The sequence below is a fragment of the Shinella lacus genome (assembly GCF_010994755.1).
GTDB lineage: Bacteria > Pseudomonadota > Alphaproteobacteria > Rhizobiales > Rhizobiaceae > Shinella > Shinella lacus.
The window spans coordinates 449,436-474,552 of the sequence record NZ_WHSB02000003.1; the positions used below are offsets into that span (position 1 = coordinate 449,436).

The 25,117-nt window shown below is 64.2% G+C and carries 25 protein-coding genes; 17 read left to right on the forward strand and 8 right to left on the reverse strand.

The window, feature by feature from the left end; genetic code table 11:
• Position 1: 1 nt before the first annotated feature.
• The 8 genes from GB927_RS10160 to GB927_RS10195 form a co-directional block, all read right to left on the reverse strand.
• The gene (locus tag GB927_RS10160) at positions 2–955 is read right to left on the reverse strand and encodes a shikimate dehydrogenase family protein (protein ID WP_256116642.1); all 954 of its coding nucleotides are present in this window, start codon (positions 953–955) and stop codon (positions 2–4) included.
• Positions 952–1,605 carry a bifunctional 4-hydroxy-2-oxoglutarate aldolase/2-dehydro-3-deoxy-phosphogluconate aldolase gene (gene eda, locus GB927_RS10165; protein WP_256116643.1) on the reverse strand — a complete coding sequence of 218 codons (654 nt, stop codon included), beginning with the start codon at positions 1,603–1,605 and terminating at the stop codon, positions 952–954. The genes GB927_RS10160 and eda overlap by 4 nt, the downstream gene beginning before the upstream one ends.
• Entirely contained in the window at positions 1,602–2,246 is a 645-nt protein-coding gene (locus tag GB927_RS10170; RefSeq protein ID WP_256116644.1) for a glucose-6-phosphate isomerase, read from the reverse strand. Before GB927_RS10170 ends, eda begins: the two co-directional genes overlap by 4 nt.
• 31 nt (positions 2,247–2,277) lie before the next feature.
• Positions 2,278–3,042 carry an SDR family oxidoreductase gene (locus GB927_RS10175; protein WP_256116646.1) on the reverse strand — a complete coding sequence of 255 codons (765 nt, stop codon included), beginning with the start codon at positions 3,040–3,042 and terminating at the stop codon, positions 2,278–2,280.
• A 1-nt stretch (position 3,043) separates the two neighbouring features.
• Complete coding sequence (locus GB927_RS10180) at positions 3,044–3,772, reverse strand: SDR family oxidoreductase (protein ID WP_256116649.1); 729 nt, start codon at positions 3,770–3,772, stop codon at positions 3,044–3,046.
• Positions 3,773–3,788: 16 nt separating this feature from the next.
• Complete coding sequence (locus tag GB927_RS10185) at positions 3,789–4,883, reverse strand: glycerol dehydrogenase (protein ID WP_256116650.1); 1,095 nt, start codon at positions 4,881–4,883, stop codon at positions 3,789–3,791.
• 31 nt (positions 4,884–4,914) lie between these two features.
• Entirely contained in the window at positions 4,915–5,685 is a 771-nt protein-coding gene (locus GB927_RS10190) for an SDR family NAD(P)-dependent oxidoreductase (RefSeq protein ID WP_256116652.1), read from the reverse strand.
• Between the two features lie 238 nt (positions 5,686–5,923).
• Positions 5,924–6,634 (reverse strand): GntR family transcriptional regulator, encoded by a 711-nt coding sequence (locus GB927_RS10195; RefSeq protein ID WP_256116653.1) that lies wholly within the window; start codon positions 6,632–6,634, stop codon positions 5,924–5,926.
• A 121-nt stretch (positions 6,635–6,755) separates the two neighbouring features.
• Here GB927_RS10195 and GB927_RS10200 point away from each other — a divergent pair, with 121 nt between their 5' ends.
• The 17 genes from GB927_RS10200 (at position 6,756) to GB927_RS10280 (ending at position 25,073) form a co-directional block, all read left to right on the forward strand.
• Entirely contained in the window at positions 6,756–7,835 is a 1,080-nt protein-coding gene (locus GB927_RS10200; protein WP_256116655.1) for an Ldh family oxidoreductase, read from the forward strand.
• Between the two features lie 52 nt (positions 7,836–7,887).
• A complete protein-coding gene (locus tag GB927_RS10205; protein WP_256116657.1) occupies positions 7,888–9,243 on the forward strand; it encodes an ABC transporter substrate-binding protein in 1,356 nt (451 codons plus the stop codon).
• A gap of 145 nt (positions 9,244–9,388) precedes the next feature.
• The gene (locus GB927_RS10210; protein ID WP_256116659.1) at positions 9,389–10,288 is read left to right on the forward strand and encodes a carbohydrate ABC transporter permease; all 900 of its coding nucleotides are present in this window, start codon (positions 9,389–9,391) and stop codon (positions 10,286–10,288) included.
• 10 nt (positions 10,289–10,298) lie between these two features.
• Positions 10,299–11,159 carry a carbohydrate ABC transporter permease gene (locus GB927_RS10215; protein WP_256116660.1) on the forward strand — a complete coding sequence of 287 codons (861 nt, stop codon included), beginning with the start codon at positions 10,299–10,301 and terminating at the stop codon, positions 11,157–11,159.
• A gap of 4 nt (positions 11,160–11,163) precedes the next feature.
• Entirely contained in the window at positions 11,164–11,406 is a 243-nt protein-coding gene (locus tag GB927_RS10220; RefSeq protein WP_256116661.1) for a hypothetical protein, read from the forward strand.
• Positions 11,406–12,515, forward strand: coding sequence for an ABC transporter ATP-binding protein (locus GB927_RS10225; RefSeq protein WP_256116662.1), 1,110 nt, complete (start codon positions 11,406–11,408; stop codon positions 12,513–12,515). Before GB927_RS10220 ends, GB927_RS10225 begins: the two co-directional genes overlap by 1 nt.
• A gap of 4 nt (positions 12,516–12,519) precedes the next feature.
• The gene (locus GB927_RS10230; RefSeq protein WP_256116664.1) at positions 12,520–13,614 is read left to right on the forward strand and encodes an ABC transporter ATP-binding protein; all 1,095 of its coding nucleotides are present in this window, start codon (positions 12,520–12,522) and stop codon (positions 13,612–13,614) included.
• Positions 13,611–15,272, forward strand: coding sequence for a GMC family oxidoreductase (locus tag GB927_RS10235; RefSeq protein ID WP_256116665.1), 1,662 nt, complete (start codon positions 13,611–13,613; stop codon positions 15,270–15,272). The genes GB927_RS10230 and GB927_RS10235 overlap by 4 nt, the downstream gene beginning before the upstream one ends.
• Positions 15,273–15,283: 11 nt before the next feature.
• Positions 15,284–15,811, forward strand: a complete 528-nt coding sequence (locus tag GB927_RS10240; protein ID WP_256116666.1) for a 2,4'-dihydroxyacetophenone dioxygenase family protein — start codon at positions 15,284–15,286, stop codon at positions 15,809–15,811.
• On the forward strand, positions 15,789–16,580 hold the full coding sequence (locus GB927_RS10245) for an SDR family NAD(P)-dependent oxidoreductase (RefSeq protein ID WP_256116667.1): 792 nt from the start codon (positions 15,789–15,791) through the stop codon (positions 16,578–16,580). Before GB927_RS10240 ends, GB927_RS10245 begins: the two co-directional genes overlap by 23 nt.
• 8 nt (positions 16,581–16,588) lie before the next feature.
• Positions 16,589–17,584 (forward strand): zinc-binding dehydrogenase, encoded by a 996-nt coding sequence (locus tag GB927_RS10250; RefSeq protein WP_256116668.1) that lies wholly within the window; start codon positions 16,589–16,591, stop codon positions 17,582–17,584.
• 29 nt (positions 17,585–17,613) lie between these two features.
• Positions 17,614–19,050 (forward strand): aldehyde dehydrogenase, encoded by a 1,437-nt coding sequence (gene aldA, locus GB927_RS10255; RefSeq protein WP_256116670.1) that lies wholly within the window; start codon positions 17,614–17,616, stop codon positions 19,048–19,050.
• A gap of 48 nt (positions 19,051–19,098) precedes the next feature.
• On the forward strand, positions 19,099–19,872 hold the full coding sequence (locus GB927_RS10260; protein ID WP_256116673.1) for an SDR family NAD(P)-dependent oxidoreductase: 774 nt from the start codon (positions 19,099–19,101) through the stop codon (positions 19,870–19,872).
• Positions 19,873–20,305: 433 nt separating this feature from the next.
• Positions 20,306–21,493: a sugar ABC transporter substrate-binding protein gene (locus GB927_RS10265; protein WP_256116674.1), complete on the forward strand. Its 1,188-nt coding sequence runs from the start codon at positions 20,306–20,308 to the stop codon at positions 21,491–21,493.
• Between the two features lie 128 nt (positions 21,494–21,621).
• Positions 21,622–23,106, forward strand: coding sequence for a sugar ABC transporter ATP-binding protein (locus GB927_RS10270; protein WP_256116675.1), 1,485 nt, complete (start codon positions 21,622–21,624; stop codon positions 23,104–23,106).
• 15 nt (positions 23,107–23,121) lie between these two features.
• Positions 23,122–24,165 (forward strand): ABC transporter permease, encoded by a 1,044-nt coding sequence (locus tag GB927_RS10275; RefSeq protein ID WP_256116679.1) that lies wholly within the window; start codon positions 23,122–23,124, stop codon positions 24,163–24,165.
• Between the two features lie 14 nt (positions 24,166–24,179).
• Positions 24,180–25,073 carry a sugar phosphate isomerase/epimerase family protein gene (locus GB927_RS10280; protein ID WP_256116683.1) on the forward strand — a complete coding sequence of 298 codons (894 nt, stop codon included), beginning with the start codon at positions 24,180–24,182 and terminating at the stop codon, positions 25,071–25,073.
• Positions 25,074–25,117 lie beyond the last annotated feature (44 nt).

Below are 25,117 nucleotides of genomic sequence, written 5' to 3' on the forward strand. Positions count from 1 at the left end.
ATCACCCCTTCGCCGCTTCGATGGCGATGCGCGAAATCTCGTCGAAGGACGGGCCAGAGGTCGGGATATCGATATCGAACACTTCGGCGATGACCTGCGTCCATCCATGCAGGAAATAGGTCCAGCCGTCCTCGACCTGCAACCCGCGCGCCGCCTGCTGGCGCCGTGCCTGGTCGAGAAAGACGAGATCGCCGCGGTAGTTCAGGTCCCAGGCAATCGCTCGCTCGGGGAAAATACCCGCATCGGTGATCGGCGAGCCCGGCGCGTCCTTGCCGAGGCCGGTGGCGTTGATGACGAGCGAGCCGGGTTTCAGCGCGGCCATGGCGGCGTCGTTCAGTTCCGGCCGGTCGGCCAGCACATAGTCGATCTTCACGCGGGCTTTCATGTCCTGGTGAATGCGCCGCAGCTCGTCGAGACGCGGCTGTGAGCGGTTGGTAACGACGATGCGGGACGGCACGTCGGCTCCACGGCTTGCCTGCATGAGGTGCCAGGTGATGGCGATGGTAGAGCCGCCGGCGCCCATCGAGAGGACCTCGGCGCCAGTGTCGGCAAAGTGGCCGGCCGGCACGAAGCCGTCGATCGCGAGGCCGGAGGAAATGGGGTCCTTGGCGTGGCAGATGAGCTTGCCGTCGCGCTTCGACAGGCAGCTCGTCTCATGCATCAGCAGCGCATGCGGATCGATCACGTCGAACATGTCGCGTGCCGCGTTAAACAGGTCGATCTTGTGCGTGGTGACCAGCGCGCCGAGCGACAGCGGGTCCGTCTTGATGAAGGCGACGGCCTCGCGATAGGCGGCCGGGTCGGCATGCAGTGGAAAATCGATGCCCTTCAGCACCGCGTCCTTAAGCCCGAGATGGCGCGCCCAGGCGGGAAAAACCCGCATGATGGAGCTTTTCGCCGTCGTCACGCCGATGAAGTAGAAGGTCGGCTGGGTCGCGGGTTGATAGCGGCTCATCGGTTCGCCTCGCGTGCCTCTTTGGCCTTTGCCACCGCCGCGCGCGCCTTCGCCGTGATGTCGGCCCAGCGGCCTTCGCTAATGTCGGCCTTGGTCGCGATCCAAGTGCCGCCGACAGCGGCCACCGCGCTCAGCTTCAGCCATTCGTGCATGTTGTCGAGGCTGACGCCGCCGGTCGGCACGAAACGGGTGCCGAGATGCGCGAAGGGCGCGCTGATCGCCTCCAGCATGGCGGGGCCGCCGGCCGCTTTCGCCGGGAAAAATTTTGCCAGTTTCAGCCCGTGGCGGGTGACGGCGGTCAGGTCTGAGGGCGTCATGATGCCGGGCGCGAAGGGAAAGCCCTTGCCGTTCGCCGCCACGACGATCTCGGCATCGAAACCGGGCGCAAGGCCGAAACGGGCGCCAGCGCTGATTGCTGCGTCGAGCGCTTCCGGCGTCAAGATCGTGCCGGCACCGACCAGCAGTTCCGGCCGTTTGTCGGCCATGATGGCGATGACCTCGGCGGCGGCTTCGGTGCGGAAGGTGATCTCGGCGAGCGGGAGCCCGCCTTCGAGAAGCGCGTCTGCCAACGCGACGGCGTCGGAGGCGCGCTCGATGGCGATGACCGGAACGACGCCGAGCTTGGCTGCCTGATCGAATGGGGCACTCATGCTGTTTCTTCCTTCTGCTGATGGCCATAGAGGGCGGCGATCGTCGCAGCGTCCCGCATCCGCCAGCCGGCATTGTCGACCTGTTTCCATCCGCCTTTGCCGTCGTCGACTATGCGGGCGCGCATGCCGCCGGCTTTGGCGATGCAGTCATAGTCCTGGCCGGAATCGGCGGGGTAGCAGAACAGCATCACCAGCTCCTCGTCGCCGACATTGACGGAGCGGTGGATCCAGTAGGGCGGCACGTAGCAGACCGTCTGGGCGTCGATTTCGACGACGCGGATCTCGCCCTCCGGCGATTCCATCAGCATGAGGCCGCGGCCCTTCTGGCCATAGTAGATTTCCGGCCGGTCGGCCTGCCGGTGGATATGGCCGCGGGTGACGAAATACTCGGTTCCCACCTTGCCGGGCAGCATGCGGGTGACGCCGAAGATGAGATCGCCGGACCGTTCGTTCGGCCGGAACTCCGAGACTTCGTAGACGACCGTGTCGTTCCACTCGGCCTGCATGGCAGAGAAGGCATCCGCATCCGCATAGAGACCCTCAAGGTCTCGAAAACGCTTCTGGTAATCGCCCGTGGCATCGCTCATGGCGCCGGTCTGAAGATCGACCTTGCACCCGACGGGCTCGAATAGCTGTGTCAAAACTGGGTCCTCGTCTCTGTCAATTTTTCGATCAAACGATGGTATAGCCGCCGTCGATCATCAGGTTGGCGCCGTTCACCATCGCGGCCGCACCGCTGGCGAGGTAGAGCACCGAGGCGGCGATCTCCCACGGCTTGGCGAAGCGCCGCGTCGGGATGGCAGCGCGGGCGCGCTCGCCCTTTTCGCCGGCCCAGCCGGTGAGCCCGAGTTCCGTCTCCACCACGGTCGGCGACAGCGCGTTGACCGTGACGCCGCGCGGTCCCCATTCCAGCGCCATGCAGTTCGTCATGCCGACAATGCCCGCCTTGCTGGCGCAATAGGCGACATGGCCCTCGATGCCGATGATGGCGGCCTGCGAGGCCATGTTGACGATGCGGCCGGATTTGCGCTCCAGCATGCCGGGCGCGACGGCACGCGCCATCAGAAAGGAGCCCTTGAGATTGATGGCGAGCGTGCGGTCCCATTCCGCCGTCGGATAACTTTCCGCCGGCGCCAGCGGCCCGATACCTGCATTGTTGACGAGAATGTCGATCCGGCCAAAGGCCTCGATTACCGCCTGAACGGCACGCTCGACGCCCGGCTCGTCCGTCACGTCCACGACATGTGAAATGTGGTAGGCGCCGAGCGAGGCGGCAACATCAGCAACGGAGGGATCGCGGTCGAGCAGCGCGACGCGCGCCTTCTTCGCCGCGAAGGCTTCGGCAATCGCCCGCCCGATGCCGGTCGCCGCGCCCGTGACCACCACGGTCTTGCCGCTGAAATCCAGCAGGTCGTCGAAGGAGGGGGTGTCCGTCATGTCAGAATTCCTGGCCAGTATGGGTGATCGTCATCTCCTGCAGATTGACGTCCTGCGGCAGTTGGTAAGCAAAGAGCATGGTGCGCGCGATGTCGTTGACGTCGAGGCCGCCATCCAGCTTCTTGCGGCCGTTGTCCCAGAATTCGTAGGCATTCTGGTGAGTGATGGTCTTGTCGATCTCCGACTTGGCGACGCCCGGCGAGATGACCATGACGCGCACCCGATGGGCCGACATGGTCTGGCGCATCCCCTCGCTCACGGCATGCACAAAGTGCTTGGTGCCGCCATAGACATCATGGTGCGGATAGACCTTTCGGCCGGCAATCGAGGAGACGTTGATAATCGTGCCGTGCCGGCGTTCCTTCATGCCGGGGGCCACCGCATGCATGCCGTTCAGCACGCCGAGGCAGTTGATATCGACGAGGTCGCGCCATTGCTCGGGGTCCTGCTCGTCGAGACGCGCGAGGCGGGAAATGCCGGCATTGTTGATGAGGCAGTCGACCGGGCCGAACTTTGCCTCGCCCTCGGCGATCGCCGCGACCAGCGCCGCATGGTCTCGCACGTCGGCGTTGACGGCCAGCGTATCGGGAAGGCCCATCGCCTCGATCAGCTCGGGGCGGCGGGCGATGAGGAGCAGCGGATAACCGGCGGCGGAAAAGACGCGGGCGGTTTCCTGGCCGATGCCGGCGCTGGCGCCGGTGATCATGACGAGGGGTTTTCTGTCGGTCATGGCTTACCTCCCGCGGTCAAGCGATGCTGCGCGAAAAGGCATCGAGCGCCAGGATCGCATCGCGAACCGCCGGCACAGTGATGGTGACGGGCGTGGCATAGATGATGTTGCCCGGCCGGCACGCGGCCTCCGCCACGCGCTCGATCTTGGCGGGCACGTCTTCCACGACGCCAAGGTCCGAAAGCTTCGTCGGCAGGCCGACGCTGCGGCAGAAGCGGATCATCGCCTCGATTTCAGCGTGCTCGCGGTTTTCCAGCATCAGCAGGCAGAGCGTGCCGAAGGCGACCTTTTCGCCGTGGAAATAGCCGTGGATTTCTTCGAGCACCGTGAGCCCGTCATGGATGCCGTGCGCAGCCGAGCAGCCGCAATTCTCGAAGCCAAGGCCGGAGAGCAGCGTGTTCGCCTCGATGATGTTTTCCACCGCCGGGGTCAATAGACCGGCCTCGACGGCGATCTTCGCCTTGACGGCATCGCGCATCAGCACACTCTGGCAATGCTTGGCGATCGCCATGCCGGCCTCGGTGGTCGGAAAACCGCCGGCGACATAGTTGTTCGTGCGCGATTCGATGTTGGAGCGCGCCTCGAACCAGGTCGAAAGCGCGTCCCCAATGCCGGCGACAAGGAAGCGCGCGGGTGCTGCCGCGACCAGCGCGGAATCGACGACGACGACATCCGGATTGCGCGGCAGGCGGAGGGAATCCTCATAGACCCCATGTTCCGAATAGCGCACGGCAATCGCGCTGCAGGGCGCATCCGTCGAGGCGATGGTGGGTGCGATGACGATGCGGGCACCGGTGTCGATGGCGACGATCTTGGCGGTATCCGCCGTCTTGCCGCCGCCGACGCCGACCAGCACGTCGCTGCCGTGTTCGAGGGCGATTGCCCGCACACGCTCGATTTCGGATGTGCAGCACTCGCCGCCGAACCGCTCGAAGCGGATGTCGAGGGCGTCGCCCGTGCTCTTGCGGATGCGCTCGCTGAGCGCGTCGAACAGCACGCGGTCGATCAGTACGAGGGCGCGTTTGCCGAGCGGTGCCAGGTAGCTCGCCAGCTTGTCGATCTCGCCTGCGCGCTGGATATATTTGTTCGGACCGCCGAATGCGCGTGCCATTCAATTGCTCCCGTATCTCTTTTTGTGAAATTCAGTGGATGGTGTAGCCGCCGTCGATGGTGAGCACCGAGCCGGTGACGTAGCTGGCGGCATCGGAGGCCAGGTACAGCACGGCCGCCGCCACTTCGCTCGGCTTGCCGGTGCGGCCCAGCGGCGTCATGCCGAGCCAGATCTTCGACCATTCCGGATCGTCCAGCCCGCCCTGCGTCATGGCGGTTTCGATATAGCCGGGCGCCACCGCGTTGATGCGGATGTTGTTCTTGGCGAATTCGCCGGCCAGCGACTTGGTCAGCATGTGCACGCCGGCCTTGCTGGCATTGTAGGCGACCTGGTTCTGCGGAAGATTGCTGATATAGCCGGAGATCGAGCCGATATTGACGATCGACCCGCGCCCCGCCGCGACCATCGTCTCGATGGCCGCCCGGCAGCACCAGAAGAGGCCGGTGAGGTTGGTGTTGATCACCTCGTCCCAGGTCTCTGGCTTGACGTCGAGGCTGTCGCCATGGCGCGCGATGCCGGCATTGTTGACGAGGATATCGAGCCCGCCAAGCTCGGCGGCCGCCTGCTTCACGACCGCCTGGGCGGCGCTCTCGCTGGAAATATCGGCGGGCAGGTAGAGCGCTTCGATGCCCTTGCCGGCCAGGTGCCGCACCGCCTTTTCACCCTCGTCGCGAGAGCGCGCGGAGATGGCGATGCGCGCGCCGGCCTCCCCAAGCGCCTCGGCGCAGGCAAGCCCGATGCCTCGACTGCCGCCCGTCACCAGCGCGACACGACCATCCAATCTGAAAAGCTCAGCGTACACGATCCCCTCCCGAATAGCGCCCTCCTTGGCGCCTCTAAAAATGTAGTTTAGCTACCTTGACAATCGAGTGTCAATCCGAAAATCTATGTCTCAGGGATGGAATTTACCGAAATCAAAGGCAGGCGAGACATAATTCGCGCCGTGATTTCGATAAAATGTAGCTTAGCTACGGGAGGACAGCAAAATGGGCGTTCAGCCGCGCTACCGTTTTCGGTCGGGCGACGTGGGTGGCGATGTGTCAGCGGCGCGTCGTTCGGCGCCGTCCCTTGGCCGGCGCCACGGCGGCTTCCGCCTCCCGCGCCGTCACCGCAGCCAGATAATGTTCGCGCGTCGCCTCGATGTGGCGGCCCATGAGGTCCACGATGGCCTCGTCGTCGCCGGCCGCCACCAGCTCCGCCAGCCGCACATGCTCCTCGAACGAGGTGGCGTTGAGCGAGGGGGCGAGCGACAGGCGGTTGCGCAGCGCCTGCACCCGGAAGGCGATCAGCTCGTAGGCCTCCATGAGATAGGCGTTGTCGGCAAGCTCGAAGAGCACCCGGTGGAAGCCGCCGTCGAGCGTGCGGTAGAGCTCCGCGTCGTTGGCGTCGAGCGACTTGCGCATCTTCTTGACGATGTCGGCCCATTGCTTGGCGAGTGCCCGGCGATCGGTGGCAAGCGCCATGCGAAGGGCGGCGAGTTCCAGCACTTCGCGCAGTTCGGAAAGTTTTCGGACCTGGTTTGCATCCATGTCGAAGACAAACGAGCCACGCTGCGGATGCACCTCAATGAGACCCTGGCGCTTCAGCACCATCAGCGCCTCGCGCACGGGCGTCTTGGAGACGCCGAGCTCGGTGGCCAGCGCGATTTCCGAGAGCGGTTCGCCGAGCTGGAACACGCCGCGCACGATGCGGTTGCGTATTTCCTGCGCCGCCAGGTCGGTCAGCGACGGACCGCGGTCGAGTGTATTCATAGGGTCTCCCTTCCTTGCAGGGGTCGACGCAGGTTCACCGAGCCCCTCAACTATTTACACTGAGATATTAGATATGATACGCCAATTCTCGTCGTCTGCAATCTCCTAGGTTGGGTCCGATATGTCCGTCCAGACTCTAGTTGCCCCCGATTTGCTCCAAGCGCGAGTCGAAACTGCGCTGCGCAACGCCGGCGCGTGCGAAGCGTCCGCCACTGCCGCGGTGCGGGCGTTGATGCATGCCTCGCGCATCGGGGTCGACAGTCACGGCGTGCGTCTGGTGGTCCATTACGACAAGGTTCTGCGCGGCGGACGGGTCAACGGAACGCCGAACATCACGGTCCGCAAGACGGCGGCTGCGACGGCGATTGTTGATGGCGACAATGCGCTTGGCCACCATGCCGCCTATGTCGCGATGGACACGGCGATCGGGCTGGCGCGCGACAGCGGCATCGGTGCGGTCGGCGTCATCAATTCCTCGCATTTCGGTGCGGCCGGTGCCTATGCGCGGGTCGCCGCGGAAGCCGGTATGATCGGCTTTGCGACCACCAATTCCGATAGCGTCGTGGCCCTCTTCCAGGGCCGCGAAGCCTTTCATGGCACGAACCCGTTGGCCTTTGCGGCACCGAGCGTCGGTGAAAAGCCCTGGTTGCTCGACATGGCGACATCGTCGATCCCGCTGAACCGGCTGCTGCTCTACAAGTCGCTGGGCGTGCAACTGCCGCAAGGCGTCGCGGTCGACGAGGCGGGCGCGCCGACCACGGACCCCGCTTCGGGCAAGACGCTCCTCCCGCTCGGCGGCGTGGATTTCGCCTTCAAAGGGGCGGCGCTTGCCGGCGTTGCGACGCTGCTGTCGGCCATTCTTCAGGGCATGACACTCGATCACGCCTTCATCCCCATGGTCGGCGGCGACGATTATTCGACGCCGCGCCAGATGGGGCATTTCCTTCTCGCCATCGATCCAGACCGCTTTGGCGGCCGGGACGTCTTCCATGCCGGCATGGCCGCCTATCTGGCGGCTTTGAGGAGCGCGCCGGCGCAGGAAGGCGGCGAGATCCTGGCGCCCGGCGACCGCGAATGGCGGGTCGAAGCCGAGCGTCTCGTGGCCGGCATTCCGGTCGATCCCGATACCGCGGCGTTCCTTGAACTGCCGCGGAGCCCGGCCGGACCGGCCGGACATTCCAAGGAGAACACAGCAGCATAACCAATCACGCGCCGGGGCAGGGAGCCCACGGCCGTCAACCGGGAGGAATGAAATGAAATCCATGCTGAAAAAGGGTTTGCTGGTCGCAGCGCTGATGACCTCGACGGCGCCGGTCGCCATGGCGCAGGAATGCGTCGACGCCGACCGCGTGCCGATCACCTGGTCGACGATCGCCGGCTTCTATACTGATGCCATGGCGAACCTCGTCGCCGGCTTCGAGGCGAAGAACTGCGTCAAGGTCAATGTCGTCAACATCGACAATTCGCAGCTCTACAACAAGCAGGTCATCGAGATGGTCGGCCAGACCGGCGCCTATGACGTCGTGACGCTGGAAACCTCCGAAAAGGCGGAATTCGCCGAAAACGGCTTCATCCTGCCGATGACGGACTACTTTGCCGACAAGAAGGCGCAGCTCGACGACGTGGCGCCGACGCTCGCAGCCCTGACGACCCAGTACAAGGGCGACGTCTGGGGCCTGCCCTATTACACCTACACCGCCGGCTACATCTATCGCGCCGACCTGTTCGAGGATGCGACCGAGAAGGAAGCCTTCAAGAAGCGCTTCAACTATGATCTCGCCGTACCCACCACCTGGGCGCAGCACCGCGATATCGCCGAATTCTTCACGCGCAAGGCCGGCGAGAACCTCAAGGGCGAAGCGCTCGCCAAGGACTTTTACGGCGTCGGCTTGATGGCCGGTCCCTTCCCGGAAATCCAGGACGAAATGTCCGGCGTGCTCTGGTCGCAGGGCGCGGACTGGCTGACGGACGAAGGCAAGGTGCCGGTCGACGCGGTCGAAAAGGCCATGAACGACTATCTGGCGCTGATGAAATTCGCCCCGCCGGCAGCGCTTACCGTCACCTATGACGGCGTGATGAACCAGATGAAGGACGGGCAGATCGCCCAGACCTATTCCTTCTTCCTCGATCAATGGCCGAATGCCGTGACGACCGAAACCAGCGTGCCGGGCGCCAAGATGGGCGTTGCCGAAGCGCCGGAGAAGAAGGCCTATATCGGCGGCTTCCTGCTCGCCGTCTCCGCATCGTCCGCCCATCCGCAGGAGGCGATGGACTTCGTCGCCTATATCGGCGGCCATGATGCGCAGATGGAGTTCGCCAAGGCGGGCGGCACCTCGACGCTGATGAGCGTGCTCTCCGACCCCGCCTTTGCCGCACCGGAAAGCCGCACGAAGACCGGCCACTTCTCGACGCTGCTGAAGATCTTCGATTCCATGAAGGGTTTCCGCTCGAACCTGTTCGACACTCCGTTCGGCGCGAAGATCTACAACACGATGCAGATCCCGCTGCAATCGGCGGCTGCCGGCCAGATCGACGCCCGTGCGGCGGCCGAACAGCTCGCTGCCGAAGTCGAGAAGATTTGCGGCGGCCCGTGCCCGATCGGCAAGTGATCGAAGCATCGATCCAAGCTTTGCATGGTGGGCACCCGCCCACCATGCAGTTTGATTTGAAAGGCGGGTTTGCCCGCCCAAAAGTTTCTTCTGGAGGAGTTTGATGTCGCAGTCGCTATCCGTGTCGGCGTCGCAGGAAAAAGGCGTGGCGAGCCCAACCGCCATGTCCGATCGCTGGTTCTCGATCCTTCTTGTCGTGCCTGCGATGTTGGTCATCCTTGTCTTCGCGCTGCTGCCGCTCGCCTATGCGCTCGACGTGTCCTTCCGGTTCGCGGACCTGACGCGCGGCCGCATCGGCGATTTCGTCGGCCTCGACAACTACCGGACGGTCCTGCATGACAGCGCCTTCTGGAGTTCCGTCTGGGTCACGCTGAAATTCACGCTGACGGCCGTCACGCTCGAAATGGTGCTGGGCATCGCCATCGCCTTCCTGATCCACGGCGCAACCGTCGGCAAGGGCGTCATCCGCAGCCTGATGATCCTGCCGCTGGCCACTTCGGCGGCGGTGACGGGCCTGTTCTGGCGCTATCTCTATGATCCCCAGTTCGGCCTGATCAACTATTTCCTCGGTCTCATCGGCCTGCCCGAACCCAACTGGCTCGGCGACTATACGATCGCGCTCTGGTCCGTCATCCTGTTCGACGTCTGGCAATGGACGCCCTTCGTGGCGCTGATCGCGCTTGCCGGTTTGCAGGCGCTGCCGAAGGAGCCGTTCGAGGCCGCCGAATTGGATGGCGCCAGCACCTTCCGCGTGCTGCGCACCCTGACCTTCCCGATGCTGAAGCCGGTGCTGTTCCTCGTCCTCGTGCTGCGCACCATCGACAGCGTGCGCCTCTACGACGCGGTGGCGGTGCTGACGCGCGGCGGGCCGGGCACGGTGACGGAAACCATGACCTTCTATCTCTATCGCACGGGGCTGAAGCTGTTCCGGATGGACTATGCCTCCACCATGGCGATCTTCTTCCTCTACGCCATGCTGGTCGCAAGCCTCTTCGCGCTTCGCCCGCTGCTCACCCAATTTTCGTCGCGCGCATCCGAAGGCTGAGGAGATCGCCATGCTGCAACGTGAATCAAGCTTCCCGAAGGAAGCGCTCCGCTACGGCCTGATCGTCATCGTGCTCGGCTTCATCGTGTTCCCGATCGCCTGGATGATCATCACGTCGTTCAAGCCGGCCGATGCCATCATGGTGTCGCCGCCGCGCTTCCTGTTCACCCCGACGCTGGATAATTACGTCCACGCGATCTACGACAAGAACTTCCTGTTCTACATCAAGAACACGCTGTTCATCTCCGTCGCCTCGACGATCATCGTCGTCATCACCGGTTCGCTCGCCGCCTACAGCTTCGCGCGCTACAATGTCGGCGACGGCCATATCCTGTTCTTCATCCTGTCGACCAAGATGTTCCCGGCGATCGCCGTCATACTGCCCTACTTCCTGATCTTCCGCGAAGTCGGCAGGACGGGGGCCGGTAAGTTCCTCGGCATCGGCCTCGACCAGCCGGGCGCGCTGATCATCTCCTATACGGTGTTCAACCTGCCCTTCGCCATCTGGCTGCTGGTGTCGTTCTTCCAGGATATTCCGCGCGAACTCGAACATTCCGCCCGCCTCGACGGCCTGTCGCGGCTGAAGGTGCTGGCCAAGGTCGTCTGCCCGCTCGCAGCCCCCGGCATCGCAGTCACCGGCGTCTTCACGCTGATCTTCAGCTGGAACGAGTTCCTGTTCGCCTACATCCTGACCCGCAAGGCCGCGAGCACCGTCACCGTCGGCGTCGAATCCTTCTTCACGCTGCAGGGCATTCTCTGGGGGCCTGTTGCGGCAGCCGCCACCATCAGCGTCCTGCCGATGTTGGTCTTCGTGCTCGCCATGCAACGCTACATGGTGCGCGGCCTCACCTTCGGCGCTGTGAGAGGATAAGATCATGAGCTTCAGTCAAGGCTGGGATACCGGCTTCCGCGTCATCCTTCTCTATGTCGGCGTCGTCTTCGTCTGGCTCGGTTTCATCGAGCCGTATTTCGCCAGCCAGTCGATGTCGGTGGTCATCATGAACATCGTTGCTTTCGTGATCTCGGCGGCCTTCGTCGTGCGCGCCCGCAGCCGCTTTATCGCCGAGCGCCAACAGGCGGAGGCGGAAGTTGCCGCCCTCATGCAGGAGGACGTCTGATGTACGAACTGAAATCGGTCCACAAGCGCTACGGTCTCGCCAAGGTCGCCCTTCGTAAGATCGATCTTACGGTGCGCGACCGCGAATTCCTTGTGATCTACGGGCCGGCCGGTGCCGGCAAGAGCACGCTCCTCAACATACTCGCCGGCATCACCAAGCCGACCAGCGGCGACGTGTTGCGCAACGGCGTCTCCATCCTGCGTGTACCGCCGGAAAAGCGCGATGCGGCGATGGCCTTCGAAAACTATGCGCTCTATTCGCACCTCTCGGTCGGCGAGAACCTGGCCTTTCCATTGAAGGCCCGCGGCATCGGCCGTGCGGAAGTCGAGGAACGCGTGAAGCGAATCTCCGGCATTCTGGGCATCGGCCACTTGCTCGATCGACGCCCCGGCTTCCTCTCTGGCGGCCAGCGCCAGCGCGTGGCACTCGGCCGCGCGATCATCCGGCCGGCGGACATTTATCTGCTCGACGAACCGGTCGGCCATCTCGACGCGAAACTGCGCCACAAGATCCGTGCCGAACTCAAGGCGCTCGCCGAGGACTTGTCGGCGACTGTCGTCTTCACCACGACGTCGTCACGCGAGGCCCTGGCGCTTGGCGACCGGGTGGCCGTGCTCAATGCCGGCAAGCTGGAGCAGCTCGGCAAACCGGCCGATCTCTATCATCGGCCGGCAAACGCTTTCGTCGCCTCCTTCGTCGGCGATCCGCCGATGAGCTTCATTTCCGTGCAGCCGCGCCGCCATGACGGCAGGGTCGATTTCGTGACGGCGGATGGCATGCCGGTCGCCTCGCTTGCGGCCGAGGCCGTCAGCGATCTCAACGAAGAGGTCGGCTCGAAAATCCAGGTCGGCTTCCGCTCCAACGAGGTGCGGATCGCCCAGGAAAGTGACTCCAATGCGCTGCGCGGCCGCGTCGATGTCATCGAGAACCTCGGCTACATGAAGATCGCCCTTGTCGGCATCGGCAATGACCAGGTTTCCGTCTCGGTGCCCGCCGGCACGTCGCTCGGTGTGGGCGAAACGGTCGCCATCGCCTTCCCGCGCGATGCCGTCCACTTGTTCCAGAATGCCCGGGCGGTCACGCACGCCACGCCTTCCGCAGGAGTTTGACCCCATGGCCTCCATCAAAGCCGAAAGACTCGTCAAGCGCTACGGCGCCGTCCAGGCCGTGCACGGCATCGATTTCGAGATCGCCGATGGCGAGTTCGTCGCCATCCTCGGTCCGTCCGGCTGCGGCAAATCCTCGACCATGCGCATGATCGCGGGCCTGGAGACGGTCACTGAAGGCTCTATCTATTTCGACGGCAAGCGCGTCAACGATGTGCGTGCGCGCGACCGCAACGTCGCGATGTCGTTCGAGTCCTACGCGCTCTACACGACCATCTCGATCTACGAGAACATCGCGTTCCCGCTGCGCTCGGCCAATGTCGACAGCAAGGAGATTGATCGCCAGGTCCGCGACATTGCCGAGAAGATGGAGCTGACGGCGCTTTTGCACCTGAAACCCAAGGGCCTTTCCTCGGGCCAGGCGCAGCGTGTCGGTCTGGCGCGTGCACTGGTGCGCAAACCTGAAGTGTTCCTGCTCGACGAGCCGATCTCGCATCTCGACACACGCCAGCGCTACCGCATGCGCCGCTTCATCAAGAGCCTGCACCAGAAGTTCAACTACACGATGATCTACGTCACCCACGATCAGGAGGAGGCCTTGGCGCTCGCCGACCGCGTCATGGTGATGAGCGACGGCGAGATCCAGCAGATGGCGGTGCCGGACGAGGTCTATGCCCGGCCGAAGAACGCCTTCGTCGCCGGCTTCGTCGGCGAGCCGCCGATCAACTTCTTCGACTGCCGCGTGGCGGCGGCGGATGGCGGTTGGTCGATCGAGTTCGAAGGCCGCAAGCTTGCCTTGCCCCAACGCCTGCATGCGGCGGCACAGGATATCGGCGATGGCGGGCTTGCCGCCATCCGCCCACACTTCCTGTCGATCGGCGGCGACAGCCCGCTGCGTGTCGATGGCAAGGTCTTCATCACCGAGGAATTGCAGGACCAGAACCTGATCTTCGTCGATGTTGGCGAGACGCGCTTCACGCTAGTCGCCCATCCCTCGGTGACGCCCAAGCGCGGCGAGGCCGTGCCGGTGTCGATCGATCCGGATCACCTGCTGCTCTTCCCGCGCTCGCAGGCCGGCAAGGTGGAGAGCATCGTCGCATGAGCTACGACCACATCGTCGTCGGCGGGGGAACGGCGGGCTGCCTTGCGGCGGGCAAGCTCGCGGGCGAGCATGGCGCGCGCGTGCTCGTGCTGGAGGCCGGGCCGGATGACCGCAACCCGCTGATCCGCATGCCCGCCGGCTTCGTCAAGCTGCTCGGCGTCGAGAAATATATGTGGTTCTACAAGTCCGTGGCGCAGGCGCGGCTCGGCGGCCGCAGGCCCATCGTCCCACAGGGCCGCGTGCTCGGCGGCGGGTCGTCAGTCAATGCGATGGTCTATATGCGCGGCCAGCCGGCGGATTACGACGGCTGGGCCGACGAGATCGGCGACGAGCATTGGTCCTATGATGCGCTGCTGCCCTATTTTACGGGCATGGAGGACAATGCGCGGCTGAACGACGACTATCATGGCGTCGGTGGCCCGTGGAAGGTCTCCGATCTTGACCACATCTGCGAACTCTCCCGCGCCTTCGTGCTCGCCGCGCAGGGCATCGGCCTGCCGCACAACAGCGACTTCAACGGCCGCAGCCAGCGTGGCGTCGGCGCCTATCAGGTGACGACCCGCGATGGCCGGCGCTGCTCCGCGGTCGATGCCTTCCTGCGGCCTGCCATGGCGAGTGGCCGGCTGGAGGTAAAGACCTCTTGCCTGGTGCATTCGCTGATCATCGAGGACGGCCGCGCGGTCGGCGTGCGCTATTCGCAGGGCGAGGGGCGGACGGTGTTGGAAGCCCGCTGCGACGGCGAGGTGCTGCTTGCCGCCGGTGCCATCGCGACGCCGAAGTTGCTGATGCTCTCCGGCATCGGCCCCGCTGATCATCTCAAAACCCACGGCATCCACGCGCTAGTCGATTTGCCCGGCGTCGGCGCCAATCTTCAGGACCATACGGAGACGCCGGTCGTGGCGCTCTGCAATGGTCCCTATGGCTATTACGGCCACGATCGCGGCTGGAAGCAGATGCGCAACGGCCTCGAATATCTTGTCAACCGCACCGGGCCGGTGACGTCCAATGGCGTGGAGGCCGGCGCATTCTTCGATCCGGACGATCTCTCCAATGATCCAAAAATCCAGCAGTTCTGCGTGCCGACCGTCTATCTCGACAAGGACCATACCGACCAGCAGGCAAGCCACGGCCTGACGCTGAATTCCTGCGTCGCCAAGCCGCGGTCGCGGGGCTCGGTGCAGCTTGCCTCGGCCGACCCGAAGGACCAGCCGCTGGTCGATCCGAACTATCTGGCCGATCCCGAAGACCTGCGCCTGTCGATCGGCGGCGTGCGCCGCGCCCGCGAAATTCTTCAGCAGGAACCGCTGCGTTCGATGATCGCGCGAGAAATCTTCCCCGGTCCGGACAAGATGTCCGATGCGGACCTCGCCGAACATGCGAAGCGCTTCGTCAAGACCGTCTATCACCCGGTCGGTACCTGCCGCATGGCGCGCGAAGGCGACATCGGCGGCGTGCTCGGTGCCGATATGCGGGTGCGCGGCGTCGAGGGGCTTCGGGTCATCGATGCGTCCGCAATCCCCACCATCATCGCCGGCAACACCAATGCCGCCGTGCTGGTCGTTGCCGACAAGGCGGTGGAATTCATCACCGGCGCGAAACGCCGCCAGCCTGCGGGCATCGCGCCACGGCGCGAGCCCAGCACTCTCCAGACAGCTTGAGGACTACGCCGATGCCTCCCATGAAGACCGATCCCAATCCGCGCATGCCTTACCAGTTTCCCATGCCGAAGGAGTCGCTGCCGGATATCGTCATTCCGGACGCCATTCCCCTCGACGACCGGGTCTGGGTGCCGCAGGGCACGAATGTCTGGTTCCGCCCGCTCTGCCTCAACCGCTCCGCCGGCTACTGGATGAACCTGCTGAAGGTTCGCAAGTCCGGCGTGCTGAGCCGCCACCGGCATCCGCAGGCGGTGCACGGCTTCGTGCTGAAGGGCCGCTGGCACTATCTGGAGCATGACTGGGTCGCCGAAGAAGGCGGCTACGTCTTCGAGCCGCCGGGCGAAACACACACGCTGGTCGTCCCCGACGATGTCGAGGAGATGATCACCTTCTTCCAGGTCAACGGCATCATGTATTACGTCGATGCTTACGGCGAGCCGCTCGGCTTCGAGGACGTGTTCACCAAGATCGACATGTGTCGTGCGCATTACGAGGCGGTTGGGCTGGGAGCGGATTATGTCGACCAGTTCATCCGCTGACGGGCGGACCAGCGCGATCGGCAACCCCGCCGCCTACCTTCGCCCCGGCCTGTTCGAGGGCCGTCAGGTGCTGGTAAGCGGCGGGACCTCCGGCATCGGTGCTGCGATCTGCCAGGCCTTCGTCGCGCTCGGCGCGGACGTGGTGGCGACGGGCGTCACCGACGCCGAGATCGCCGCCGCCGGAGACCGGCCCGAGATGAAGGGTGCGCTCTTCGCCACGCTCGACGTGCGCGACAAGTCGGCCGTCGATGCCCTCATCGCCGGCCTGCCACGGCTCGATCATGTGGTGAACTGCGCCGGCATTATCCGGCGAAATGACGAACTCGAACCGGACGTCTTCGCCGAGGTCGTCGATATCAATCTCAACGGTTCCATGCGCGTCTGCGCCGCCGCGCGTCCGCGCCTTGCGGAAACCGGCGGCACGATCGTCAACACTGCTTCCATGCTGTCGTTCTTCGGCGGCGGGCTGGTGCCCGGTTATTCGGCCTCCAAGGGCGGCATCGCGCAGCTCACCAAGTCGCTGGCGATTGCCTATGCGGCAGACGGCATTCGCGTCAATGCGATCGCACCCGGCTGGATCGCCACGCCGCTGACCAAGGGCCTGCGTGAAAACGCGGAGCGCAACGCGGCCATCGTCGCCCGCACGCCGCTCAACCGCTGGGGCGAACCGGCCGAACTTGCCGGCGGCGTCCTTTATCTCTCCTCGCCGCTTGCGAGCTTCGTTACCGGCAGCGTGCTGGTCATCGATGGCGGCTACCTGATCACATGAGGCACCCTATGAAGGCGATTGTTGTTTCCGATGCAAAGGCCCGGCTTGACGATGTGGCCCTGGCCGACCTGCCGATCCCTGAGCCCGGTCCTGGCCAGTTGCGCCTCAAGGTCATCGCCGTCTCGATCAACCCGGTCGACTGGAAGCTGGCGCTCGATCACAAGCCGGAATGGATCTATCCCCATGTGCTGGGGCTCGATGCCGCCGGCATCATCGACGCGGTCGGTCCCGGCGTTGAAGGTTGGAAAGTCGGCGAACGGGTGGTGGTGCACAACAACCTCTGGAAGTCCGGCGTCTTTGCCGAATATTGCCTGGCGCCGGCCCACGCGACATCGCGCCTGCCTGAAGGCATCAGCTTCACGGATGCGGCCGCCGTTCCCTGTGCCGGTTACACCGCCTATCAGGCGCTCTTCCGCAAGGCGCGGATCGAGGCGGGGCAGACCGTTCTCATCCAGGGCGCGAATGGCGGCGTCGGCGGGTTTGCGACGCAGCTTGCCCATCAGGCGGGCGCGAAAGTGATTGCGCTGACGCGTGCCGAACATTTCGATGCCGTGCGCGCTTTCGGTGCCGATATCGTCTTCGATTATCGCGATCCGGATTTGCTGCAAAAGGTGAAGGCCGAGACGGAAGGCGGCTACGGCGTGGACGTCATGGTGGAAGTGGCGAACCCCGGCGACGCCCGCAAGTCGCTCGCCTTCGTGCATTATAACGGGCATCTCGTATCGGTCGATCCGCTGCCTGTCATGACCGATGTGCCGTCCTATACCTATGCCGCTTCCATCCACGAGATCGGGCTCGGTGGCGCCTACAATGCCGGCCATGTGCCCACCCAGCGGGACTTCGCCCGCATGGGCGATGACCTGATGGCGCGGCTTGCGGCGGGCAAGCTCGATCCGATGGTGGAGGAGATCGTCACGCTGGAAGACATTCCGGATGCCTTGCAGCGCCTGCGTGCTCGCGCGGTGACGGGCAAGATCGTCGCCCGCGTCGTGCCGGATGCCTGATGACAACACAGCACTACGGGAGGAAAGACATGCCCAGGAACACTCACTACATCAACGGCCGGTTTGTCGAGGACAGCGCCTCCGACCGCATCGCCGTCTACAACCCGGCAACCGAGGAGCAGATCGCGGAAATCCCCGATGCGTCTGCCGAGACCGTCGACGCCGCCGTGGATGCGGCCCGCAAGGCACAGCCCGGCTGGGCCGACCTGCCGCCGATTGAGCGGGCGGGTTACGTCAAGGCGATCGCCGGCAAGATTCGCGACAAGGTCGATGTGCTGGCCGAGACGATTTCCCGCGAGCAGGGCAAGACGCTTGGTCTAGCGCGCGGCGAGGTGCTCGGCATGGCCGGACTGATGGACTACATGGCCGAGTGGGCACGCCGCATAGAGGGCGAGATCATCGCCAGCGATCGCAAGGGCGAGACGATCTACCTGAACCGCGTGCCGATCGGCGTCGTCGCCGGCATCCTGCCCTGGAACTTTCCGTTCTACCTGATCGGCCGCAAGCTCGCGCCGGCGCTGGTGGCGGGCAACACGATCGTGGTGAAGCCCAGCGAGGAGACGCCGCTCAACGCCTTCCTCTTCGCGGAAATCGCGGATGAGGTGGGCCTGCCGAAGGGCGTGTTCAACATGGTCTCAGGCCGCGGCCGCACGACGGGTGCCGCCCTTTCCGGCCACACCGGCATCGACCTCGTCAGCTTCACCGGCAGCGTGCCGACGGGCGTCGCCATCATGGAGGCGGCGGCGAAGAACCTCACGCGGGTCAATCTGGAACTCGGCGGCAAGGCGCCGGCCATCGTGCTGAAGGATGCCGATCTCGACCTCGCGGTGGAGGCGATCACAGCCTCGCGGATCATCAACACCGGTCAGGTCTGCAATTGCGCCGAACGCATCTTCGTCGAGCGCCAGGTGGCGGACGATTTTACCGAACGCTTCATCAAGCGCATGTCCACCGTCAGCTATGGCGACCCGCTCACGGAGCGCGATGTCGATATGGGGCCGCTGGTCAATGCGGTGCAGCTTGGCAAGGTGGAAACCATGGTCGACCGGGCACGGCAGGCGGGCGCCACCGTGGCGCTTGGCGGACAGCGGGCCGATCGCAACCGCGGCCACCACTATGAGCCGACGGTGCTGACGGGCTGCACGCCGGACATGGAGATCATGCGCAAGGAAATTTTTGGCCCCGTCGCGCCGATCGCCGTGGTCAATGATGCCGACGAGGCGGTCTACCATGCCAACGACACCGAATACGGCCTGACATCCTCGCTCTATACGCAGGATCTCAACAAGGCGATGCAGGTCACGCGGCGCTTGCAATTCGGCGAGACCTATATCAACCGCGAGAATGGCGAGGCCTACCAGGGCTTTCACGCCGGCCGCAAGAAATCCGGCATCGGCGGTGCGGACGGCAAACACGGCTTCTACGAGTATATGGAGACGCAGGCCGTCTACATCCAGCACGGGTGAGGGTGGCCGCGAGGCATGGGCCGCGACCTGCGGCCGGAAAGGAACGGGATGTATCTTCAGAAATTCGATCTGTCCGGCCGCGTGGCGGTGGTCACCGGTGCCGGGCAGGGGATCGGGCTTGCCTGCGCCGAGGCGCTCTGCGAGGCGGGCGCGCATGTCGTGCTCACCGATATCAGCACTGAACGCAGCGAAGCCGGCCGCGCGGCGCTGGCCGCCAAGGGCTATTCCGCCGAGGCTGACGTGATTGATATCGGCGACAGCGCGTCGGTCAATGCGGTGGCGGACCGGCTGGCAAGTGCCGGCCGGGCGGCGGATATCCTCGTCGCCAATGCCGGCATCGCCCAGGCGGGCGTGCCTGGGGAGGACCTGTCAGATGCCGATTGGGAGCGGATGATCAACATCAACCTCAACGGTGCCTTCCGCTCGTGCCGCGCCTTCGGGAAACACATGCTGGCGAAGGGCAAGGGATCGATCGTCACCATCGGTTCCATGTCTGGCACCATCGTCAATAGGCCGCAGCAGCAGGTCCACTACAATGCGGCAAAGGCCGGCGTGCACCACATGACCCGCTCGTTTGCCGCCGAATGGGCGACGCGCGGCGTGCGGGTCAATTCCGTGGCGCCGACCTATATCGACACGCCGCTGCTGACCTTCGCCAAGGAGGACAAGCCGATGTACGAGCAATGGCTGGACATGACGCCGATGCACCGGCTCGGCCATCCGGACGAGATTGCCGCAATCGTGCTGTTCCTCGCCTCCGACGCCTCCAGCCTGATGACGGGTTCGATCGTCACTGCGGATGCCGGTTACACCTGCTGGTAAGGCCGCAGGTGGCATTTATCTCGCTGCCCGCGCTGCAATTTCACGGCGCGGGCGCAAGACTTGCCGAAGCTTTCGGCCTTGAATCATTATCCTGACATGCTATACGTACAACATGACAAATTGAGCTTTTAGCCGGTGCCGTCCGTAGCTGGACAGAGCCCGCGCGCAAAAATTTGGTGCGCCTCGCGCCCGAAAAGAATTAAGTAGCTTAACTACATTCTGACGTGGTTGATTGGTTGAATTCGATCCGCCACGACGTTGCTTTTGCGCTAAATTCACTGAAATCGACGCAAGAGATTGTGATTATAATCGCAAAAAATGTAGTTGAATTACCTTATCGCTTTGTCTAGCATCCAATTAACGTGAGGGGTGGGAGCGCCGATCGGCGCCCATTGCGCGCGTTGGAGGAGATTTTTTCGACAGGGAGGGAGCTATGTTCAAGACGCTCGCAAAAGCATCATTGTTTGCTGCAGCCGCGACTGTTGCACTCTGGCCGGCACTGGGTGCCGCGCCGGCCGTGGCACAGGAAGGTGACAATATCGACATCACGATCGGCTGGGTGCCGCCGGACATTACCGGCGTCTTCAAGACCGCGACGAACTTCTTCGAACTGGCCGCCGCGGACGCCAACAAGAATGGCTTCAACGTCACGGTCCTGACCAAGTCGCCGACCAGCCCGACGGCCTTTGCCGAGCAGGTCAGCATCATCGAGGACATGATCCAGCGGAAGGTCGACCTGATCGCCGTGTCGCCGGCTGAAGTCGCGACCGTCAAGCCGGCGCTCGTGCGCGCCACCGAAGCCGGCATTCCGGTCATCATCGTCAACCTGCTCGAGCCGATCGACGGCGTGAACGTCTCGTCCTATATCGGCTTCGACAACACGCAGGGTGCCGAAGTCAGCGCCTATTCGGTCGTCGATTATTTCGGCGGTCCGGGCGTGCTGGGCACGGGTGACAAGGTCACCGTCGAGCCCGGCGCCTATCTCGACCTGAAGTTCTGGCAGGATCTTGCCGCAAAACTTTCGGATGAGGACAAGGCGAAGATCAAGGCGCGCGGCGCCATCATCGAGGGCGTTGCCGGCGGCTTTTTCTCGACGGCTCGCCTCAACGGTTTCCGTAAGGTGCTCGAACAGTTCCCGGGCATCGAGATCGTTGGCGGCACCTGCGCCGGCGACTGGAACCGCGAAAAGGGCACGCGTTGCGCCGAGGATATCCTTCAGGCCAACCCGGAGAACCTCGACTTCATCTGGGCGGCATCGAACGAAATGGGCCTCGGCGCCATGCTCGTCGCCGGTTCCAGCGGTCGTCTCGAAACCGTGCAGGACGGCGCGAACATCGGCGACAAGAAGGTGGCGGTCTTCACCAATGACGTGACGCCGGAATCGGTCGATCGCATTGCCGAAGGCAAGATGATTGCCGAAACGACCCACGGCTTTGCCGATTGGGGCTGGTTCGGCACCAAGTTCGCCGTCGAGCTCGCCTGCGGCCTCGAGGTGCCGAAGACCTTCGATATCCGCCCACGCACCGTCTACGAGGCGAATGCGCGCAACTTCTATCCGGAGCCGAAGCTCGAAGCGATCGACTGGAAGACCATCCGGACGAATTGCAAGAAAGCCAACTAAGGTTTCTCCCAGGACGCGGGGCGCATCTTCTCGTGGAGAGGTGCCCCGCGCCGCCGTTCGCCTGCAAGGCGGGCGCGTTAGGAGATGAAGCGGCACGCTCGGTGCCGGTTGAATGGTAGTCGAGGCGCATGGACCAGCACGAAATCCTTCTGAAACTCCAAAATATCGAGAAGCGTTTTCCCGGCGTCGTGGCCTTGAAGTCGATCTCGCTCGACGTGCGTGCGGGCGAGGTGCAGGTGCTTCTCGGCGAGAATGGTGCCGGCAAGTCGACGCTGATGAAGATCCTCGCCGGCGAGCACGCGCCGACCGCCGGAGACATCGAGATCGGCGGCAAACGGGTTTCGGCGCTCACGCCGACGCTCGCCACGGACCTCGGCATCGGCCTTGTGCATCAGGAGCTGAGCCTCATTCCGGCGCTGAGTGTCACGGAAAACATCTTTCTCGGCCGCTTGCCGCGCAATGCCTTTGGCAAGATCAACTGGGCCAAGGCCCATGAGGCCGCGCGGCACGCGCTGGAGGCGCTCGGCGTCGCGATCGATCCGACGGCCGAGGTGCGCACGCTCGAAGTGGCCGAGCAGCAACTGATCGAGATCACCCGCGTGCTGGCGCGCGGCCCGCGCATCCTGCTGCTTGACGAGCCTACCTCGGCACTGTCGGACAGCGAGCGCAGCCGGCTTTTCGATGTCATCCGCCGCCTCAAGCAGCGCGGCCACGGCATCATCTATATTTCGCACCACCTGTCGGAAATCCCGATGATCGCCGATCGCGTGACGATCCTGCGCGACGGCATCGTCGTCAATACGCTGCCCGCTGAACAGGCGGACGAGGAGACGGTGATCGGCCTGATGGTCGGCCGCAGGCTGGAAGAACAGTTTCCCAAGGAGACGGTGACCCTCGGCGCGCCGGTGCTGGCCGTTGAAAACCTTGCCTCCGGCGGCACGCTGAAGGACCTGTCCTTCTCGCTTCGCCGCGGCGAGATCCTCGGCATCTATGGCCTGATGGGGGCCGGGCAGGCGGAGATTGCCGGCGCGCTGTTCGGCTTGCAGACGGTCAAAGCCGGGTCGATCGAGGTCGAGAGCAAACGCGCCGATTTCCGGCATTCGTCGGATGCGATTGCGGCGGGCCTCGGCCTGATCTCGCGCGACCGCCGCCAAAGCCTCGTGCCCATGCAGCCGGTCGGCCCCAATCTCAGCCTGTCCTGGTTGGCCGGCAAGTCGCTGCTGTCGCGGCTCGATCTGGGGCGCGAGCGCGAGGAGGGCAAGCGCTACATTTCGGACCTGCGCATCCGGCCGGCCTCCACCACGCACAAGCTCTTCTTCTTCAGCGGCGGCAACCAGCAGAAGGTCATCCTGGCGCGCTGGATGTCGAGCGGCGCGCGGATCCTGATTTTCGACGAGCCGACGCGCGGCATCGATGTCGGCGCCAAGGCGGAAGTCTTTGCGGTGATGAGCCGACTGGTATCGGAAGGCGCATCGATCCTGATGATCTCCTCGGAACTCAACGAGCTGATCGGCATGGCGGATCGCGTGCTGGTTATGCGGGGCGGACGGCTCTCGGCGGAGTTGCCGCGGGACGAGATTACGCAGCAGAACATGCTGCGCTATGCGAGCTAGGAAGTGGGAGACAGCATGAGTGCGGAAAAGAATTCGGACACGCCGGCAGCGGCCGTGGGTGGCCGCGGGGCGAAGATCAAAGGGATCGTCTTCCAGGCCGGTCCGCTGATCGCGCTTGTCTTGCTGATGGCCTATCTCGCCTTCGCCACGTCCAACTTCCTGACCTTCGACAACCTCTCCAACGTGGCGCGCCAGTCCGCCTTCGTCGCCATCCTGGCAGTGGGGCAGACCTTCGTCATCCTGACCGGCGGCATCGATTTGTCCGTCGCGGCCATCGCCGCACTGGCGGGGTCGATCACGGCCGTCCTGCTCACCCAGTCGCTCGTGCTGTTCGGCGTCGATCTCGGCTTCGTGCCGCCGCCGGTGGCGATCCTGATCGGGCTTGCCGTCGGCGTCGTTGCCGGCGCGCTCAATGGCTGGCTGATTTCCACGTTCAAGATTCCGGATTTCATCGCGACGCTCGGCACGATGACCGCGTTCCGCGGCGCGGCGCTGCTGGTGACCGATGGCATGCCGGTTCCCTCGTTCAATGCGACCCGGCAACTGCCCGAAACGCTGACCTGGGTCGGCGGCGGCCAGCTCTTCGGCGTGCCGGTGAGCGCGCTCATTGCGCTGCTCTGTGCAGTCGCCGGCTGGTACGTGCTGCGCTACACGGCGCTCGGCCGCGCCATCTATGCCGTTGGCGGCAATCGTGCCGCTGCCCATTCCTCAGGCATCAGCATCACCCGCACCAAGATCATGACCTATGCCATCTCCGGCCTCCTGGCCGCGATTGCCGGCATCATCCTGGTCGGGCGGCTCAATTCCGGCAATGCGCTGATGGCGGAAGGCGAGGAGCTGCGCTCCATCGCCTCCGTTGTCATCGGCGGCACCAATCTCTTCGGCGGCGAGGGCGGCGTTTGGGGATCGATCATCGGCGCGACCATCATCGGCGTGCTCGGCAACGGCCTCAACCTGCTCGATGTCAGCCCGTTCTGGCAGCGCATCGCACAAGGGGTGGTCATCGTGGTCGTCGTCATCTTCGACCAATGGCGCCGCCGCAGCATGACACGCGTCTGACGAGGGAGGACAGCATGAACAAGCTTGGGCTGCACGCCAATGTCTGGGTGCGCGACTGGAGCCGCGAGGAGTGTATCCTGGCGGTGAACAAAACCGCCGAACTCGGCTTCGACATCATCGAAATCTCCGCGCCCGACCCGAAGGCCATGGACATCGCCTTCACCGCAAAGGAGTTGCAGAAGGCGGGCATTAAGGCCAACCTGTCGCTCGGACTCGATGCCGCAAGCGACATATCGAGCGGTGATCCGGACCGAGTGAAAGCCGGCGAGACACGGCTGCGCGAGGTCATCGCCGCTGCCGCCGAACTCGGCTCGTCGCATGTCTGCGGCATCCTCTATTCCGCCTTCCAGAAATACAGCGAACCACCGACCGCCGCCGGCATTGCCGGGGCCGTCGAGGTGCTCACACGCATTGGCGAGGAGGCCGCCCGGCACGGCATCACGCTCGGCCTCGAAGTGGTCAACCGCTATGAAACCAACGTGCTCAACACCGCCGGCCAAGGCGTCGAACTGTGCAAGCGGGTCGGCCTGCCCAACGTCAAGGTCCATCTCGATTCCTACCACATGAACATCGAGGAAGCCGATGTGGAGATGGCGATCGTCGATGCCGGCGAGCATCTCGGCTATTTCCACATCGGCGAATCGAACCGCGGCTATCTCGGCGCCGGCTCCGTCGATTTCATGGCGATCTTCAACGGGCTCGCCCGGATAAACTATGCCGGCCCCATCGTCTTCGAATCCTTCTCCTCCACCGTCGTCGGCCAGCCCCTCTGCGGCATCCTCGGCATCTGGCGCAACCTGTGGACCGACGGCGAAGACCTGGCCCGCCACGCGAAGGCGTTCATTACGGCGCACCAGCAGTCAGCCAGGGAAGTCGGCAGAGAGGCGCCGCGATCGGCGCTTCCGTGAGGATTGCGCGCCGTCGCCTCCTATATGTCGAGCGGCTGTCTCCT